We start from the raw sequence: 17,083 nt of genomic DNA on the forward strand, positions 1-17,083 counted from the left end.
CCTGCGAAGCGATTCCCAGGTCTCCAAGCAAACGTAGGTCGCAAACAGAAAGGTGGCAAACGACGAAATACAAAAAGGATAAGCAGTCTAAGCCAAATACATCGAACATTCCTCAGAGAGCGGACACGAAAACGAGGAGTTTCTGTCAGAAAAGAGCGATTGTTCCGTACGGATTGGAGGGGTCGCCGGGCACTCGGGCGAAAAATCGCCGCGGATGGAATGACTCGAACAGGCCAATATCATGACCAAGATGAGTTGCAAAGTATTCTTTGGAAAAAGCTCAGAAGGGCGGAGGTTTCCAAGCGACGACGGTCCTCGACGGAGCCAGTCCTGACCGATTACAATAAAAACACGCGGAATAAACTTTGACAATAATCCGGTTGTGGTATCGGATGGGAATAAATGACGGGCTGGCAGTGGTTTCTGGCCCTCGGGCCGCTTTCTGTCTATCTGATGCTGATGGGGTTTCTTAACCTCGTCAGACGCCCCGTGCTTTTGACCGGGATGCAGGACAGAATTTTGCTCGGGTTGGCCATCCTCGGCCTGATCGTCGTGGGTCCCGTTGATCTGTTCCTCCCCCTCTCTGTTTATGCGGCTTACGGATCAGCGGTCTGGTTGATTGCCCTCGTTCTACTGGTCCTGGTGCTGGGATTGGGAGTCCTCACGGCTCCCCCTAAAATCGTCATCCTCAACGTCCCCATTCATCAGGTGCGTTCCATCATTTCCGAGACCGCGGTGAGTCTCGACACAGATTCACGGTGGGCGGGTGATTGCCTGCTCATGCCGAATTTAGGGATTCAATGCACTCTCATCGCCTGGCCGTCATGGCGGAATGTCACGCTGGCGGCAGTAGGTCCGACGCAGGACTTTCAGGGTTGGAAGCGGTTCGGAGTGGCGCTGAGCAAGCGGCTGGCGACCGTGGAGGTACGCCCCAACACAAGGGGAATCTTCCTGGTCGCGCTGGGGGGAATCGTATTTTCCCTCACCGCCTTCAGCGCTTTTCGAGACCCAACGGTCGTCGCCGACCTTCTCAGTCGGCTCTGGCCGCTGTGATCGTTCCTCCCTGAAATTAGCGTTTGGTCTATGTCAATGGTCCTTCAAACCATTCAATAGAAAGGCCAGGTCCTGCGATGGCTACTGGTTACATTGTGCGTTTCGGCGCGATGCGTCTTCTGGGCATTTTCACTCCCGCGCGAGAGGGAGAAACGTTTGTCCGCGGCGATCGTGTCATCGTTCGGACGGACCGCGGCTTGGAAGTCGGAGAGGTGCTCATCGAATCCAGTCAACGCACCGAGTCGTTTCTCACCAACCCGATGCGCGGGCAGATCGTGCGGAAAATGACGGCGGAGGACGAACGCGAGGCGCTGCAGATCCGCCGCCGGGCCCCCGATGAAATCGCTCGCTGCGAAAGGATCATCAAAGAGCTAGGGCTGCAAATGGAGCTTGTGGATGTGGAACACATCTTCGGGGGAGAGCGGATCATCGTTTACTATCTGGCCGACGGCCGGGTGGATTTCCGCGAACTGGTCCGCCGTCTGGCCAGCGAATTCCGCACCCGGATTGAAATGCGTCAGATCGGTGTTCGTGACGAGGCGAAACTGCTGGCAGACTACGGGGATTGCGGCAAACCTGTTTGTTGCAATAACCATCTCGTCACGATGCCGCCGGTGTCGATGAAGATGGCCAAACTTCAGAAGGCGACGCTGGATCCTGCGAAAATCTCCGGCCGATGCGGGCGTCTGAAATGCTGCCTCCGGTATGAGTTCGAGCAGTACGAGGAGCTTCTGGAGAAACTCCCGCCGGTCGGTTCCCGCGTTCTCACCGACGAAGGTGAAGGCGAAGTGATTGGCCATGAGATCCTCGCTCAGAAGGTGCTGGTCGAGACAGCCGACCATGTCAGGAAACTTATCAGCTTAGACAAGATTCGCCAGGTGATTTCCAGGCCCACCGAGCAGGAAACCGCTGCGGTGGAAGGACCAGGGCGCGAAGACTCGACGGCCTCTGTGGAGTAACAGATGGCCAGCGTCTGTGGGTGTCATACGTGAATAGAAATGACCCCTTGCGGCGTGAATAGAAATGTCCCTATCAACCCTCCGAAAGGAGGGTTGTATGGAGACATTACAGATGAGTGCGAAAGAGCGAGCGCGGCTGGAGGTTTTCGGCCGGGTGAAGGCGGGAGACATCACGCTGGTGAAGGCGAGCGAGATCTTGGGGATGAGTTATCGCCAGGGAAGCGTTCGTGGGCGCGCTATCAGGCGTTGGGTGCGGTGGGATTGGTGCACCGGTTGCGAGGTCGGTCCTCGAATCGGCAAGTGGACCCGGCGGTGAAGGAGAAGGCGTTGACGCTGTACCGGGAGAAGTACGGGGACTACGGTCCCACGTTGGCAGCGGAATGTCTGGCGGCGGAGGACGGGGTATCGGTGCCGGTGGAGACGCTGCGGGGATGGCTTTTGGCGGCGGGCCTGTGGCAGCGTCAGCGTCGGAGGCGGGTGCACCGTCGGCGTCGTCTGCGGAAGGAGCAGTTTGGCGAGATGGTGCAGATGGACGGTTCGGTGCATCCTTGGTTCGAAGGGCGTCGGGGTGAGGCGGTGCTGATGGTGCTGATCGACGATGCGACAGGGCGGGTGTATGCTCGGTTTTACGAGCGGGAGACAGTGTGGGCGGCCTGGGACTCGATGCGGGGATGGATCAAGCGGTACGGGGTGCCGCGTTCGTTATATGTGGATCGCCATAGCATTTACCGCAGTGATGCGGAGCCGACGGCGGAGCAGTTGTTGTCGGGAGAGGAGCCGCTGACGCAGTTTGGCCGTTCGATGCAGGAGCTTGGGGTGCGACTGATCCGGGCGCGGAGTCCTCAGGCCAAAGGGCGGGTGGAGCGGATGAACCGGACGCTGCAGGATCGGTTGGTGAAGGCCTTGCGGCGGGCGGGGGTTTCGGACCTGGGGGAGGCGAATCGCTTTTTGGAGGAGGAGTTTCTGCCTGCGTTCAACAAGCAGTTTGCGGTGTCGGCGGCGGTGGAGGGAGACCTGCACCGGCCGCTGGAGGCGGGTTACGACCTGGACCGGGTGTTCTCGGTGCAGGAGCGGCGGGTGGTGCAGAACGACTGGACGGTGCGTTGGGGGAATCGTTTTCTGCAACTGGAGCGATCTTCGATGGGGCAAGTGCGGCCCGGAGATACGGTGACGGTGTGCGAGCAAGGGGACGGTCGGATTAGGGTGTTTACAGGAGAAGTGGAATTAGCGTAGTCGGAGACGCGGAGGGAGGCGTGCCGGGGATCCCGCCGGGCGGCAGGGGGAAGGGAAGAGATTCGATCGAGTCAGGGGAATCGTCCGTCGGAGGACCATCCGTGGCGGAAGTTTCGGTTTGGGAAGAGCGCTGTGGGGGCATCTGGAGATAGCGGGGGCGGAGGGCGGAGCGAATCGGGCGGCTCCGCTTCGGACTCGCTCCGCTCGTCCTCCGCTCCGCCGCCCGATTCAGCAGTTCCATGAACCCCTAGCAGGGGACATTTCTATTCGTGAGAATTAGGGGACATTTCTATTCGTGGCTAACATGGCCAGCGTCTGTGGGTCCTTCTGAAAAGCCCCGGGGTTCGCTAAATTGAACCGCTGAGACCTTTCCTGCCAAGGCTCTGCTGGGACAGAAATAAAACCGGCGGCTGCCTTGTTGCTTAACGGACTGTCTGTCGCAGTTGGGTGTGTTGCCGTCTTCCGGGGAAACACGATCGTGAGTTTGGTCACCATTTTAGCCTTTCTCGGGCTGGCGCTGCTGATATGGGACTGTATCGAAGTCGGCCGAAATGACGCCTCTAACATCGTCAACGCGGTGTTCGGGGCGCGAATCCTCAGCCGCAAATGGGCCGTCAGACTGGCCGGCATCGCAGTGATCATTGGAGCCAGTGCCGCCACCCCCGTCTTCGAAACAGCCCGAAAAGGAATTTTCGACCCGGGCCTGCTGACGCTTCATCAGGCGATTGTCGCCTACATCAGTGTTTACCTGGTCGATACAGTTCTCCTTTTTACCTACTCGGCCTTTGGAATGCCGGTGAGCACCACAGCGTGCCTCATTTTTGAACTGGTGGGGGCCTCGCTCGGGTTGTGCGGTCCGGGAGTGGTTCACTGGGGAAAAGTTGGGACCGTGGTGGCGGCCATATTTGTTTCCATCTTTATGACCGGGGTTGCCGGCTTTCTGATCCAGCGTGTTTTTCGCGCCGCAATTCGAGACAAGATTGAAGATCGGGAAACCATTCTTCTTCACGGCCCGTGGATCTCCGGCCTCATGCTTACGGGGCTGGGCTGGTTTATGCTCTTCAAGGGCATGTCTGGCATCGCATTTGTTAAAGCATTTCGCGAATACGCCATCGAACCCTACATCGACGCGTACACCCCGACTTTGGCCTTTTTGACCGTGTGGGGTGGATTCACCCTGGCCGTCCATCTGTTTCTGTCGTTTTCCGGGAAGTTTGGGACGAAGTATCTATTTCCGGGCTTGGCCATCCTGGGAATGCTCTGCTTGGCGTTCGCCTTCGGTCAGAACGATCTGGCAAACTGCGCATCCCCAGGGATCTCGGCGTTCTGGCTATGGCAGCATTCCGATCAAAGTGTCGCCTCGGCGACGCAAATTCAAATCCCGATGTGGGTACTGACGATTTGCGGCGCCTTGATGGTGGCCGGGATGATGACGGAAAATGCCCAACGGGTGACGCGGGCCCAGGTCAACGTGGGAAGTCAGTATGACAAAGTCGCTCTCTACGCCCCGGAGTGGTGTCGCGCGATTGCCCGGTGGATTCTCGGCCGATTTCCCCACCGACCAGAACTAGCACCTCCCCCCACGGTGACCCCTCGCGGAAAGAAGGTCCATTATGACGCCCTTCGCGCGGCGGTCATCAGTTCGGTGAGTGCGGGCGTCATTGCGCTCGCCTCCAGCCGGGGTCTGCCGGTTTCTACAACCTACGTGGCCTTTGCCGCCGTGCTGGCGACAGGTTTGGCCGACCGTGTCCTCAGTCGGGGTGATGCGGACCTCAAAATCGGTCGCGCGATCTGGGTGGTGGTGAGTTGGTTCATCTCGGCTGTGATTGCGGTAGCAGCGACCGCCGGGGTCGCCCGGATGATCTACCATCTTGGAATCGTCGGTCTTCTGATTGCTCTGGCACTCAACCTGAGCATTCGGTTTTATGCCCAGAAAAAGGCAGACGAGCAGGAGGCGCGTGTTCACCACCGACGATCCGGAGCTTCCACCGGATCACCCTCCGATCAGCCTCAGCACGCCGAGGCACTCGACGAGAAATCGTAACGGCTTACAACTCCCAGCCTGGGCGATTTTCTCGCCGGATCAGGGCATTGGCCTCTGCCGAATTGGTGAATTCGCCCCTGGTGGTATCCCACCTGAGCTTCTGGTTCACCCGGACCGCAATGGTTCCCAGCAGGATTGTTTCCGCCATCGGATACACCGAAACGAAGTTGGCGTCGGCCTTTGCTTCTCCGCGACATGCGCGAATGAACTGATCCAGCTCCCCGGCCGGTCGAGGCAGCCTCTTCGGGGGTGGCTGGAAATCCTTCATTCTTTTCTGCGGAATTAACCGGGGATTATTACCCGTAAACCCGGCGAGAATTTTTCCCTGATCGCCCACAAAGAGCATACCTTCCTCGGGCATGTCGAGACCGTCAACCTCGAGTTCAGCCAGCAATTCCGGTCGCAACCCCCCGTCATACCAGTGAAGTTTCACGGCAGATCGCTGATCACTGCTTGGAAATTCCCAGTGAATGAGGGATGCTCGGGGATAGGAAACGCGATTGATTTGCTTCTTCCAGGTGTAGTTTTCAATTCGCCAGAATTGACTGCGGCTGGCTTCCACGCTGACCGGTGATCCCAGGCCCAGGATTTTGAAAATCTGGTAGAAGCTGTAGTGCCCCATATCTCCCAGCGCCCCGGTGCCGAAATCGTACCACCCTCGAAAGACGGCATGGGTGTAGGCGGGATGATACGGCCGCTCCTGAGCCGGCCCGAGCCACAGATCCCATTCAAAGCCGTCCGGCAGGGGCACTTTTTCCGTGGGATATTCGGTCATTCCCTGTGGCCAGAAAGGCCGCGTGGACCAGTTGTGGACTTCTCGAACCTGTCCAATCGCACCGGCCTGAATCCATTCCGCGATGGTGGCAGCATCGGGATTGTCGGCTGCACAGAAAAGCTGCGTGGCCAGACCGGTTTGCTGAGCCAAATCGCGGAGGATGCGTACCTCCTGGAGCACGTTGGAAATCGGCTTGTGTGTGATGGCGTGTTTACCCGCTTTGAGCGCCCGTGCAGCAATAACGCCGTGTAAGTGGTCCGGCGTCATGATGTAAACGGCGTCCAGGTCTCTTTCGTCCGCCAGCATTTGCCGGAAATCCGAATAAGCGCGACACTGCGGCCGTTCGGTCGCATTGTCCGAGGCTTTGGCGTAATAGCGGGAAACAATCTCCAGGCCGACCTCTCGACCGCAAAGTCCCCCCCGGGCACCTTCGCCCCAGCGAGGATCTTCCAGAAACGCACGAACCTTGGAGACGATCTCTCTCGGTCCCCATTCGGGATAATCGTCACTCTTTCGATTGGGGTCGCAGACCGCCACGATCCTGATTTCCTGTCGCGGGAGGGCCTGCATGAGCTGTCGCAAGCCCTGCGTCCCGCATCCCACATAGCCGATGTGTATTTTTTCGCTTGGGGGGACAAAGCCCGGCCCACCGAGGACAGAGCGAGGGACAACAGTGGCCACCGTCGCCAGCGCGCTGGACGCCACAAATCCACGGCGATTGACCTTCGAGCTCAGCATACGAACACTCCTCAGTTCATGCAGCGAGTGCGGTCAACGAAAAAGATGGGAATCCTGGCCCCACACATGATGACACCCTGCACGGGAGATTGCAAGGCTGGAGGGTGTTCGATCGGGGTGGAACCCGACCCTTCAAGCCGTCGGCGATATGCCTTCCACCGCGACCCACTTGTCTCCGCGGCCATCTGTTCTCGCAGAGGGGGAACTCACAACCACAAGGCACTTGACCGGCCCATGAGCGGTGGGTACTGTGATAGTGCGTTGGAAACCAGAGCAGCATGGGGCAAAACCGGGATGATTCTGGCGGTTTTCGCCTAAGGCAAGTCAAATGGTTTGCAGGAGCACGTTTGCATGATCCGATTGTGGAAAGTTGTCGCGTGCGGCATCGCGTTTTGGGCGAGCTTTTCAGCCTGGGCTCAGGACCATCACGTCATCTGGCTGGAAACGGAAAAGTTTGAAAACAGGGGCGGCTGGGTCAACGATGCCCAGTTTGTTGATCAGATGGGATCACCTTTTCTGCTGGCCATTGGTCTGGAAGGCCCCGTCCAGGATGCCTCGACTACAGTGAACGTTCCCAAGGCCGGGCGTTATCGGGTGTGGGTCCGCAATCGAGATTGGCTTCCCGAATACAGCCCGGGCAAATTTCAGGTTATCCTGGGCGACCGCGCAATCGAGCATGTGTTCGGCGCCAACAAGAAAGGGGAATGGATCTGGGAGGACGGGGGTATCGTGGAATTGCCGGCCGGTCCATTGACGGTGAAACTTCACGACCTGACCGGTCATTATTCTCGGTGCGATGCGATCGTTTTGAGTGATGACCCGGCATTTCGACCTTCCGACGATTTAGGCCCCCTGGCCCGCCAGCGTGAAATGTACGGCGGCGTCAGCCGGGAAATCAAAACCCTGGAACCCTACGATACAGTGGTTGTTGGCGGTGGATTGGCCGGGACTTTCGCGGCTGTGGCCTCTGCCCGAATGGGGTGCCGGACGGTGCTCATTCAGAATCGTCCGGTGCTGGGGGGAAACGGCAGTACGGAGATCCTTGTCAATCCGGAAGGAGATTCCACGCGCGAGCCGCTTGATCCCGGCGAAGGCGGCATCATCGAAGAGGTCCGCGGCGATGTGTTCGGTTATTCCGAGCGGCTCCTCAAGTTGGTGAAAAACCAGCCCGGCCTGGATCTGTTCCTCAACACGCACGCCACTGGGGTGGAAATGGAATCGGCCAAACGCATCAAAGCCGTGATCGCGCTGGACGTCAACACTGGTGAGCGGTTGCGGTTCCCCGGGAAGATTTTTATCGACTGCACGGGTGACGGATCGATCGGCGTGTGGGCAGGGGCAGAGTACCGGCACGGCCGGGAACCCCGCTCCATGTACAACGAAAGCCGTGCCCCGGAGGTGGGTGATGTCAACAAAGGAACGATGGGCGGCACGCTGCGGTATGCCACCGAACAGATGGCCCAGCCTGTCCCGTTCAAAGCCCCCGACTGGGCCCATAAGTTCGAGAGTTGCTCCGATTTTAATCCCGGTCGCCATCCTCAGTTACGGTTCGGAGGCTGGCAATGGGTGATCGAGTACGGGGGAGAGCTCGATACGTACAAGGACGCCGAAATCATCCGCGATGAGCTCCTGCGGATCATCTGGGGGATGTGGGATCACGCCAAAAACCACTGCCCCAAACTCAAAGAAGAGGCCGAGAATTATAAGCTCACCTGGGTGAGCTACGTGGTGGGCAAGCGCGAGTCGCGCCGCCTGATGGGAGATTACATCATGACCGAGCACGACATCGCCAATCAAACCCTTTTCCCGGATCGTGTCTCCTACGGGGGATGGGGCATTGACATCCACCCGCCCAAAGGATTTTACGATCCGGGGCCCCCCGCGGTGTTCTCGCACAAAGTGAAGTTCTCCGTGCCTTTTCGAAGTTTGTACTCCAAGGATATCGACAACCTCATGATGGCGGGGCGTTGCATTTCTGTAACGCACGTGGCTCTGGGAGCGACGCGGGTGATGATCACCTGTGGTTTGCAGGGGCAGGCGGTAGGTACGGCAGCCGGCTTCTGCAAAATGCATGACACAACGCCCCGCGGAGTTTATGAGCGGTATATCGCTGATCTCCAGCAGCAACTTCTCAAAGATGGCTGCTACATCATCGACCTGCCCAATCAGGACCCGCGTGATCTGGCACGCTCGGCAAAGGTGGCAGCCTCCAGCACCGCGCCCAACGAGGTGTACAAGATCGCGACTCTCCTGCCCACCCACAAGTTGGATCATGATCGCGCGGTCATGTTTCACTGGAAAGGTGGGCGACTGGACAGTATTGCCCTCCATTTGACTTCCGAACTCTCCCAACCCACCGAAATCCCCGTCGAGTTGTGCGCTGCTGCCGACCTGGGAAACTTCGAGAACGGCCGCCCGGTTGGCAAATCCTCGGCGATTGTGCCGGGCGGTGCCAGCGGCTGGGTTGTTGTGAGTATTCAGCGAGAGTTGCCCGAGGGCTACTATTTCGTGTGGCTCCCCAAGACGGCGGGGATTTCCTGGACGCTTTTCTCGCAGCAGGTAGCAAACACCTCGCGGGCTTATCGCAGCCCCGGTGGAAAGTGGACCACCATGCCTCAGACATATGCATTCCGGCTCTCTCCTGGGGACGAGCCCGGAATCAAGCTGGCCACGGAAGTGGACCAAACGCAGCAACTCTTCGCTCCGGAAAATGTTATCGACGGTTTTGCCCGGGCGATACGTGGTATTCCTCACTCCTGGCGTCCGGATCCCCAGCAGCCGCTACCTCAATGGGTGGAGTTGCGATTTGACCGGCCGGTCAAGTTCAACACCGTCCACGTATCTTTCCAATCCAAATTGATGCGAGCGGACGACTTCGATATCCAGATCGGCCGGGATGACGGTTGGCTGACCGTCCTGGAAGTCCGGGACAACTTTGATCGTCGCCGCGTGTTGACGTTCCCCGCCGTGACATCGGACCGGTTGAGAATCGTGATTCGCCGTGCCCAGCCGGAAATGGGAATCTGTGAAATTCGTGTGTACGATGAGAACGACGGTTGAACACCGTTTCCCTATTGGCCAGACCGTTTTGATTTGTGATCTGTCGTAAGGAGGAAACTCATGCGCTCCCAATTTTCGCGTCGCGATTTTCTGGCCTGCACATCTGCCGCCGCCGGAGTTTTGGCATTTGGTCGAATCACTCTGGCAGAAGGCTTTCGCACGACCATCCACAAGGCGATGATCGGCAAGCCCACGGAGCAGTGGCTCAAGGAACTGAAAGCGGCTGGCTTTCACGGTGTGGAATCAGATGACCGGCACGCGGATCCCAAAGATGCGCAGGCCGCCCGAAAATTGGCGGAGAGCCTCGACATGCGGGTGCACTCCGTGCTTTATGGCTGGGCCAACTTCAATACCGATAGCGTCAATCGGGACATCGACAGCGTAGCCCAGTCGCTTCGCACGGCCGCTGCCTACGGGGCGGATGCCCTTCTGCTTGTTCCCTGCCGCATCGGTGGGATGAAGATGCCCGAACCCTGGGAGTTTGATATCGAATTCGACGAGAAGACCGGACACGTGCTCCGCGTCGTCAGGGGCGACAACACCCCGTATAAGGAGTACATCGAAGCGCACAATCATGCCATCGATACATCCCGGGAAGCAGTCAAGAAGCTCATCCCGGTGGCGGAAAAAACGGGTGTGATCATCGCCCTGGAAAACGTGTGGAACAATCTCTGGGTAAAACCCGCTATTTTTGCTCATTTTGTAAAATCCTTCGACCATCCGATGGTCAGGGCCTATTTCGATATTGGCAATCATGTGAAATATGCCCCACCCGTGGAGTGGATTCGGGCACTGGGGTCGATGATCGTCAAGTTGCACGTGAAGGACTTTCTGCTCAATCCCGACGGGAAAGGTGGCAAGTTCGTTCACCCGCGAGACGGCAGTGTGGACTGGCCAGCGGTGCGGCAAGAACTGGACAAGATCGGTTATAACGGCTGGATGACCATCGAAGACGGTGGTCTGCCGCTGGAAGAATTCAGCCGCCGCCTGGACCTTATTATTGCCGGCAAGTGACGGCCCTGCTTAAACGCCCCACCTTGTGCGACCTGCCGAAAAGAGGAGACGTGTTATGTTCCGCTTACCATCTGTGGTCCTCGTGTGCGTTGCCGCGTGGCTGCTTGTAAGCTTTCCCGCGAATGTGGTGAAGGGTGAAGAAGTTTCCCCCCAGGTGAAAAAGCTCGGACTCATTGGACTGGACACCTCCCACGCCATCGCCTTCACCGATATTATCAATGATCCAAAGGCGGAGGGAGTTCTGGCAGAATTCGAAGTGGTGGCCGGATATCCCAACGGCATGCCGGACAATCCCTCCAGTTGGGACCGCGTGGCCGGTTACACGGAAAAACTCCGCGAAAAGGGACTGCAAATTTTCGATTCAATCGAGGCGATGCTGCCCCATGTCGACGCCGTTCTCATCGAAAGTGTGGACGGTCGGCCGCATCTGGAACAGGCTCGTAAGGTGATCGCGGCGCGTAAACCCATGTTCATCGATAAGCCCATGGCGGCGTCTTTGCGGGACGTGCTGCTCATTTTCCGCCTGGCAGAAGAGGCCAACGTGCCTGTGTTCTCGAGTTCCTCGTTGCGATTCAGTGCGGGCTTTCAGGCTGTCCGCAAGGGGGAAGCCGGTTTCGGACAGATCAAGCGATGTGTGGCCTGGAGTCCCATGACCATTGAACCGCACCACCCCGACCTTTTCTGGTACGGCATTCATGGGGTGGAAACACTCTACACGATCATGGGCACCGGGTGCCAGACGATTGTTCGCGAAAGCCAGAATCGGGTGGTGGGAACCTGGAAAGACGGCCGAATCGGCATTTTTGAAGAGCGAAAAGGATACGGGGCGGAGGTGGAAGGTACGGAAAAAAGTGGCTCGGCCGGAACCTACGACGGCTACAAACCGCTCGTCATCGAGATTTGTAACTTCTTTAAGACCGGTGTTTCCCCAGTCCCCAAAGAGGAAACGATTGAGCTGTTCGCTTTCATGGAGGCGGCCGACGTAAGCAAACAGCTCGGCGGAAAGCCGGTCACCATCGCCGATGTGCTCGCCAAAGCCCAGGCGGAGGCAGAGAAAAAATACCAGGAACTCAAGTCCGCCCCATAAAGCGACACCCGATAAGTTTCTTCGCTGAACGAACCATCCTCCTGAGGTTGTGCACTCCACGGCTGTCCGCAGCCATGGGCCCCGCTCCTGCCGGGCAGAAGGGGACCCAGGTGTGGACCGAAGGGGTGACCGTCTTCAAATCGGGTGCTCTCCCCCTCCGAGGCGGAAGCGATCACGTTCACGCGGTAGCCGCGTCAAAACCGGGTAGCCCCGACTTCTCTCTGATAATTCCTCCGCGGCTGGCATCACGGGCAGCTTGTGCGGTCTGCACGCCACACCCAGGTGGGTGAAACGCCTGGCGGTGCCTCCTCGTAGCGGCGGCCGTTCCCTGCAAACACGGTCACCGTGTGGAGGAGAATCTCCCATTTCCACAAAGCAGATTGACTCCGCACAACCGGAACCACCGCACCATTCGCGATGGCCGCTACTTTCAGCAAATTCGATACAACACGACAAACTCGTTAAAGAGTTTCTCATCGGGAATTCGAAACTATCAATCGGAGGGCCGTTTTCTCCTGACAGTGAGAATAACCGGCCACCAAGGCGTCCCAGGGGAGAGGGTCGATCACGTCCGGCGCGCGGAATGAGCGGGCAAAGGACGGTCACTGCCTGACGGATTTGCGGACCGTGTTGCTCAGGGCGGGAGGACAGGGAACCAATTGTTTTGCAAATCGTCCGGATGGAATCGTCCTTCCCCATTTTACGAATTTTCACTGTTTTCCACCGGCCCGATTTGCCGAAGTGATTAATGAGGCGCGGGTCAGAAGGAGCTGAACCACGGCCGAGACAGTTTTGGAGCGTTTCGTTCCCGGCGTTCCGACCCAGCGGTTTGCGGGCTGACCTGTCAGGAGGAGTCCCGCGCGAAGGAGTGTGCGGAAAGGCGGCTCGCAAACTCGGGAACGCAATGTGGGAAGTCGGTAAGAAAGCCGACTGGGATGGACTACCTTGAGCGAGTGACAGTTTGGAGAGCCTGCGATGAAGGTCTTCACTACAGGTCAAGTTGCCAAGATCTGTAAAGTGGCCCCGCGCACCGTCAGCAAGTGGTTCGATTCGGGCCGTCTCAAAGGTTACCGCATCCCCGGTTCGCAGGATCGGCGCATTCCTCGGGAATCGCTGATCAAATTCCTCAAGGAACACGGGATGCCACTCGGTGAGCTTGAGGACGAGACCACCGCCAAGGTGTTGATCGTCGCTCAGGATCAGGTGCTCATCGAGAACCTGAAGAAAGAGCTTCCGCCGGAACGCTCTTTCAAAGTGGCGGTCGCATCGAGCGGCTTTGATGCGGGAATTCAGGCCGAGAGTTTCCGCCCCGATTGCATCGTGGTGGATTTCTCCATCGGCCGCACGGAGGCCCTACAGATCTGCCAGCATGTCCGTCGCAATTCTGAATTCAGCGACGTCATCCTCATTGCCTTGTTGCCGGACGACGGAAGCGCCATGAGCTTCGACCGATCGTCCATCAACGAGACGTTTAAGAAACCGTTCGATGCCCATCTGCTGGCCGAACGGATTCGCACCCTTGTGGGCGCGAAGAAGGAGCTGGTCTGACGACCAAGCTCTCCGTTTGATTCCCGATCGCCGGTTTCCCGTTCAACCCGTTACGGCAAGCCCCCCGTAACGGTTCACATTCCCGCAGCTGACCGCTGCGGTTTTTTCTTTTTATTGGCCCAGCCGCACCGCATCGCAGGACTCAGCCCGCCTTTTTCGTTCTTCGCCGAACGACTTTCTTTTTTCCGGAAACGGCTTCCCTTTGGGCCTTTTCGGCCAGCCACTGGAGTGCCTCTTCCAGAGTGACATCATCCGGTGACACGTCCTTGGGAAGAGTGGCGTTTGTTTGGCCGTCCGTCACGTAGGGACCGTAGCGGCCGCTCATCACCCGCACCGGTTGCCCTGTCACAGGCGACGTTCCAAGTTCGCGGAGCTGGGCGATCCGCCGGCGCCGGGATTTGGGCTCTGCGAGTAATTGAAGAGCCTCTTCCAGCGTGATTTCGGTGGGAGATTTGCCATCGGGAAGGGATCGGGTGGCCTCACCGCATTTGATATACGGCCCATAGATTCCCAGGTGCACTTCAACCGGTTCTCCTGTCTCGGGATGAGAGCCGAGGTTCCTCGGGAAGCGGAACAGTTCCAGAGCTTTTTCCGGCGTGAGACTTTCGGGACGGACGCCCGGCGGTAGAGAGACCCGCTCGGTGGCCTCGCCGTTTTCCCCATTTCCCCGCTGGAGATAAGTCCCGAACCGCCCGGTGCGAAGGTAGATGGGCTTGCCCGTCTCAGGGCAAACTCCAATCGGCTCTCCCTCCTTTTCAGCCTTTTCGAAGAATGTTTTGGCGACATCCGGGGTTAACTCATCAGGGGCGATATTCTCCGGAAGCCGGACTCGCTTGTCGCCCCATTCGAGCATGGGACCATATCGTCCGATTCGCACGTAGATTTCGGGCTGGTCCTCACCCACGTCCGACGGCCGCCCGATCCGTATCCGGTTGATCTCCCTCGCGTCGATTTCGGCAATCTTGGCCTCCAGCAGCCGCTTAAGGCCGGGATGCCCATCCCCGTAATAAAACCGCTTCAAGTAATCCACCCAGTGGAGTTCCCCCCGGCTGATGGCGTCCAGCTCATCCTCCATCTGGGCGGTGAATGAGTAATCCACCAGCTCGGGAAAATGCTGCTCGAGAAGCTGACAGACCGCGAAGGCCACCCAGGTGGGAACCAGCGCGTTGTTTTTCTTGATGACGTATTTTCGCTCGAGAATCGTATCGATGATGGTGGCATATGTGCTGGGCCGACCGATACCCAATTCCTCCAGCGCGCGGGTTAACGTTGCTTCGGTGTACCGCGCCGGAGGCTGGGTCACATGGCTTTTCGGCTCCACCGTCTCCAGGAGAACGGCATCCCCCACCCGAAGCGGTGGCAATAACGTCTCACGGTCGGCAAGTTCAGCGTCCGGATCGTCCGCCCCCTCGACGTAGGCACGCAGGAATCCGGGAAAGTCGATGGTTCGGCCGGTCGCCTGGAAGACCGCCCCCTCTGCTTCGACCCGCACGGTCATGCGACGCCCTCGAGCATCAGCCATCTGACAGGCCACCGTGCGCTTCCAAATGAGGTCATACAGCCGCAGTTCGTCCCGAGAAAGGACGTCCTTGAGCGACTCCGGCGAAGCAAAGGGATGTCCCGCGGGCCGAATCGCCTCATGGGCTTCCTGCGCGTTTTTGACGGTTGTCTGATAGACTCTGGGCCGTTCGGGCAAATACTCCGGTCCATATTGCGACTCGATCAATTGTCTGGCCGACTCGACGGCTTCATCGGCCAGGTGGGTGGAGTCCGTTCTCATGTAGGTGATGTACCCATTTTCGTAGAGCCGCTGGGCCAGTTGCATCGTGTAACGGGCGGTGAAGCCAAATTTGCGGTTGGCCTCTTGCTGGAGGGTACTGGTGGTGAAGGGAGGCGACGGCCGTGAGGTGTAGGGCTTTTCCTCCGCGAGAATCACCCGGGCCGATTTACCCTGCAGCCGTGCCGCCAGTTCCTCCGCTGCTGCCTGGTCCAGCAGGAGCAACTCCGGATTCTTCAACTGGCCGGTTTGAGGGTCGAAATCCTTACCCGAGGGAATCCCCCGCCCATTCACGCTCACCAGTTGGGCCGAGAAGTGAGCCCCCTGCGGAGAAAGGCAATCCGCTGCCAGGTCCCAGTAGGTTGCGCTGCGGAAGGCCATGCGCTGGCGTTCCCGATCCACGATGAGTCGCACGGCCACGCTCTGTACCCGGCCTGCGGAAAGACCCGGCCGAATCTTCTTCCAGAGGAGCGGGGACACGTCGTATCCAAACAGGCGATCCAGGATCCGCCGGGCTTCCTGCGCCCGCACCAGATTCTCATCGATTTGACGAGGCGACCGCAGGGCCTGAAGAATCGCCTCCCGCGTGATCTCATGGAATACCAGCCGCTGGACGGGCACCTGAGGCTGGAGGACTTCGCACAAATGCCAGCTGATAGCCTCGCCCTCCCGGTCTTCGTCAGTTGCCAGAAGCAATTCCTCCGCCGACTGAAGAGCCTTTTTAAGTTTCTGGACCTGCTTGACCTTATCCTTGGGGACTATGTAGATGGGCTGAAAGCCGTTTTCCACATCCACCCCGAGATACGCCCAGGGCTTGGAACGGTACTCAGGCGGGCACTCGGTGGCACGCTCCGGCAAATCCCGAATGTGGCCCAGGCTGGCCTCAATGGCGTACGGCGAGCCCAGAAAGCGGCTGATCGTGCGGGCCTTGGTGGGCGATTCCACAATGACCAGTTTGATCTTTTCGCCCTTGCCGCGAGCCGCTCGCGTCTGCGGGGAATCGCTCTTTTCTGCTCGACTTGCCTTCTTCTTCGCCATGGGCAAACTCGGGAATCAATGTAGAAAAATTGGCCAATAAATCTTTCGCGCTTGAATCGCCGCCATTCACGGGAATCAATCGCTCCATTCTTTACTCTTAGCTCTCCCGGCGTGCAAATGCCGACAAAGCCGCCGAGACAGCCAGTTTTCACTCTTTACTTTGTTTCAGAAAACTTTCCAAGCCCACCTGATCCCCACATAATGGGCAGACCAGTCCACCATGTGGGGCACTTTGCCCTTGTACCGTCCACCGAATCTTATGTCCGGGCAACGAAACGGGCTGATATTACGGGACTTTTTACCCGCCCAAACGGATATCTTACTGAGAGACCCAGTTGGCAGGTGCTATCGACACATTACGACCCCACGTCTGTGGGGGTTGACGCACCGTCACCTGTTGATGATCCTTACGCTACATTCCTCCAGTCGCCGACATTCCGGTTGGCGGGGAACTGATAAGCCGCAGTTGCGGGCATGCTCACGTCAGGGGGTTTCCGGCGAGGCGGGCGACGGGCGTTGTCTTGTTCCCCCAACGACAATCCCTGGTCGCCTGCCCCAGTCCGCGCATCGGTCCCGATCGCCCGGCCTGCTCAGCTTGTTGACATCGCCGCGGGTGGCGCGAGTAGATGCGACTTCAATCCGGGATGCTCCATGGCGGGGCGCCCAGAATTAGGGCTGGCATTTTCAACTGTCGTGACACCTTTTAGAATGAGCGTTTTCGGTGAGGGAATCCCAGTTCCGCCCTCCCCGCCCTTGT

At 58.5% G+C, this 17,083-nt stretch carries 12 protein-coding genes; 9 read left to right on the plus strand and 3 right to left on the minus strand.

Going from position 1 to position 17,083, the window contains the following annotated elements; translation table 11 throughout:
- The first annotated feature begins 402 nt into the window (after nt 1-402).
- From THTE_RS16930 to THTE_RS16945, 5 genes are all read left to right on the plus strand, one after another.
- Nucleotides 403-1,053 (plus strand): hypothetical protein, encoded by a 651-nt coding sequence (locus tag THTE_RS16930; protein ID WP_095416551.1) that lies wholly within the window; start codon nt 403-405, stop codon nt 1,051-1,053.
- Nucleotides 1,054-1,130: 77 nt separating this feature from the next.
- A complete protein-coding gene (locus THTE_RS16935) occupies nt 1,131-2,012 on the plus strand; it encodes a PSP1 domain-containing protein (RefSeq protein WP_095416552.1) in 882 nt (293 codons plus the stop codon).
- A gap of 97 nt (nt 2,013-2,109) precedes the next feature.
- On the plus strand, nt 2,110-2,328 hold the full coding sequence (locus THTE_RS18135; protein ID WP_157732199.1) for a hypothetical protein: 219 nt from the start codon (nt 2,110-2,112) through the stop codon (nt 2,326-2,328).
- The gene (locus THTE_RS16940) at nt 2,277-3,245 is read left to right on the plus strand and encodes an ISNCY family transposase (protein WP_237260165.1); all 969 of its coding nucleotides are present in this window, start codon (nt 2,277-2,279) and stop codon (nt 3,243-3,245) included. Before THTE_RS18135 ends, THTE_RS16940 begins: the two co-directional genes overlap by 52 nt.
- Before the next feature lie 478 nt (nt 3,246-3,723).
- Nucleotides 3,724-5,289, plus strand: coding sequence for an inorganic phosphate transporter (locus tag THTE_RS16945; protein ID WP_157732202.1), 1,566 nt, complete (start codon nt 3,724-3,726; stop codon nt 5,287-5,289).
- Nucleotides 5,290-5,293: 4 nt separating this feature from the next.
- On the opposite strand, the gene THTE_RS16950 is transcribed toward THTE_RS16945, so the two are convergent.
- A complete protein-coding gene (locus tag THTE_RS16950; RefSeq protein WP_095416555.1) occupies nt 5,294-6,802 on the minus strand; it encodes a Gfo/Idh/MocA family protein in 1,509 nt (502 codons plus the stop codon).
- A gap of 351 nt (nt 6,803-7,153) precedes the next feature.
- Between THTE_RS16950 and THTE_RS16955 the strand changes: the two genes are divergently transcribed.
- From THTE_RS16955 to THTE_RS16965, 3 genes are read left to right on the plus strand one after another with little or no spacing between them, the layout of a single operon-like run.
- The gene (locus THTE_RS16955; RefSeq protein ID WP_095416556.1) at nt 7,154-9,862 is read left to right on the plus strand and encodes an FAD-dependent oxidoreductase; all 2,709 of its coding nucleotides are present in this window, start codon (nt 7,154-7,156) and stop codon (nt 9,860-9,862) included.
- A gap of 60 nt (nt 9,863-9,922) precedes the next feature.
- The gene (locus tag THTE_RS16960) at nt 9,923-10,876 is read left to right on the plus strand and encodes a sugar phosphate isomerase/epimerase family protein (RefSeq protein ID WP_095416557.1); all 954 of its coding nucleotides are present in this window, start codon (nt 9,923-9,925) and stop codon (nt 10,874-10,876) included.
- Between the two features lie 55 nt (nt 10,877-10,931).
- A complete protein-coding gene (locus THTE_RS16965) occupies nt 10,932-11,963 on the plus strand; it encodes a Gfo/Idh/MocA family protein (RefSeq protein WP_095416558.1) in 1,032 nt (343 codons plus the stop codon).
- 245 nt (nt 11,964-12,208) lie between these two features.
- Here the strand turns inward: THTE_RS16965 and THTE_RS18140 are convergent, their stop codons facing one another.
- A complete protein-coding gene (locus THTE_RS18140; protein WP_157732203.1) occupies nt 12,209-12,355 on the minus strand; it encodes a hypothetical protein in 147 nt (48 codons plus the stop codon).
- A gap of 583 nt (nt 12,356-12,938) precedes the next feature.
- Between THTE_RS18140 and THTE_RS16970 the strand changes: the two genes are divergently transcribed.
- The gene (locus tag THTE_RS16970) at nt 12,939-13,511 is read left to right on the plus strand and encodes a helix-turn-helix domain-containing protein (RefSeq protein ID WP_095416559.1); all 573 of its coding nucleotides are present in this window, start codon (nt 12,939-12,941) and stop codon (nt 13,509-13,511) included.
- Between the two features lie 142 nt (nt 13,512-13,653).
- Here THTE_RS16970 and topA read toward each other — a convergent pair whose 3' ends face one another.
- Entirely contained in the window at nt 13,654-16,326 is a 2,673-nt protein-coding gene (gene topA, locus THTE_RS16975) for a type I DNA topoisomerase (RefSeq protein ID WP_095416560.1), read from the minus strand.
- Nucleotides 16,327-17,083: the final 757 nt, after the last annotated feature.

This window comes from Thermogutta terrifontis (genome assembly GCF_002277955.1).
Classification (GTDB): domain Bacteria; phylum Planctomycetota; class Planctomycetia; order Pirellulales; family Thermoguttaceae; genus Thermogutta; species Thermogutta terrifontis.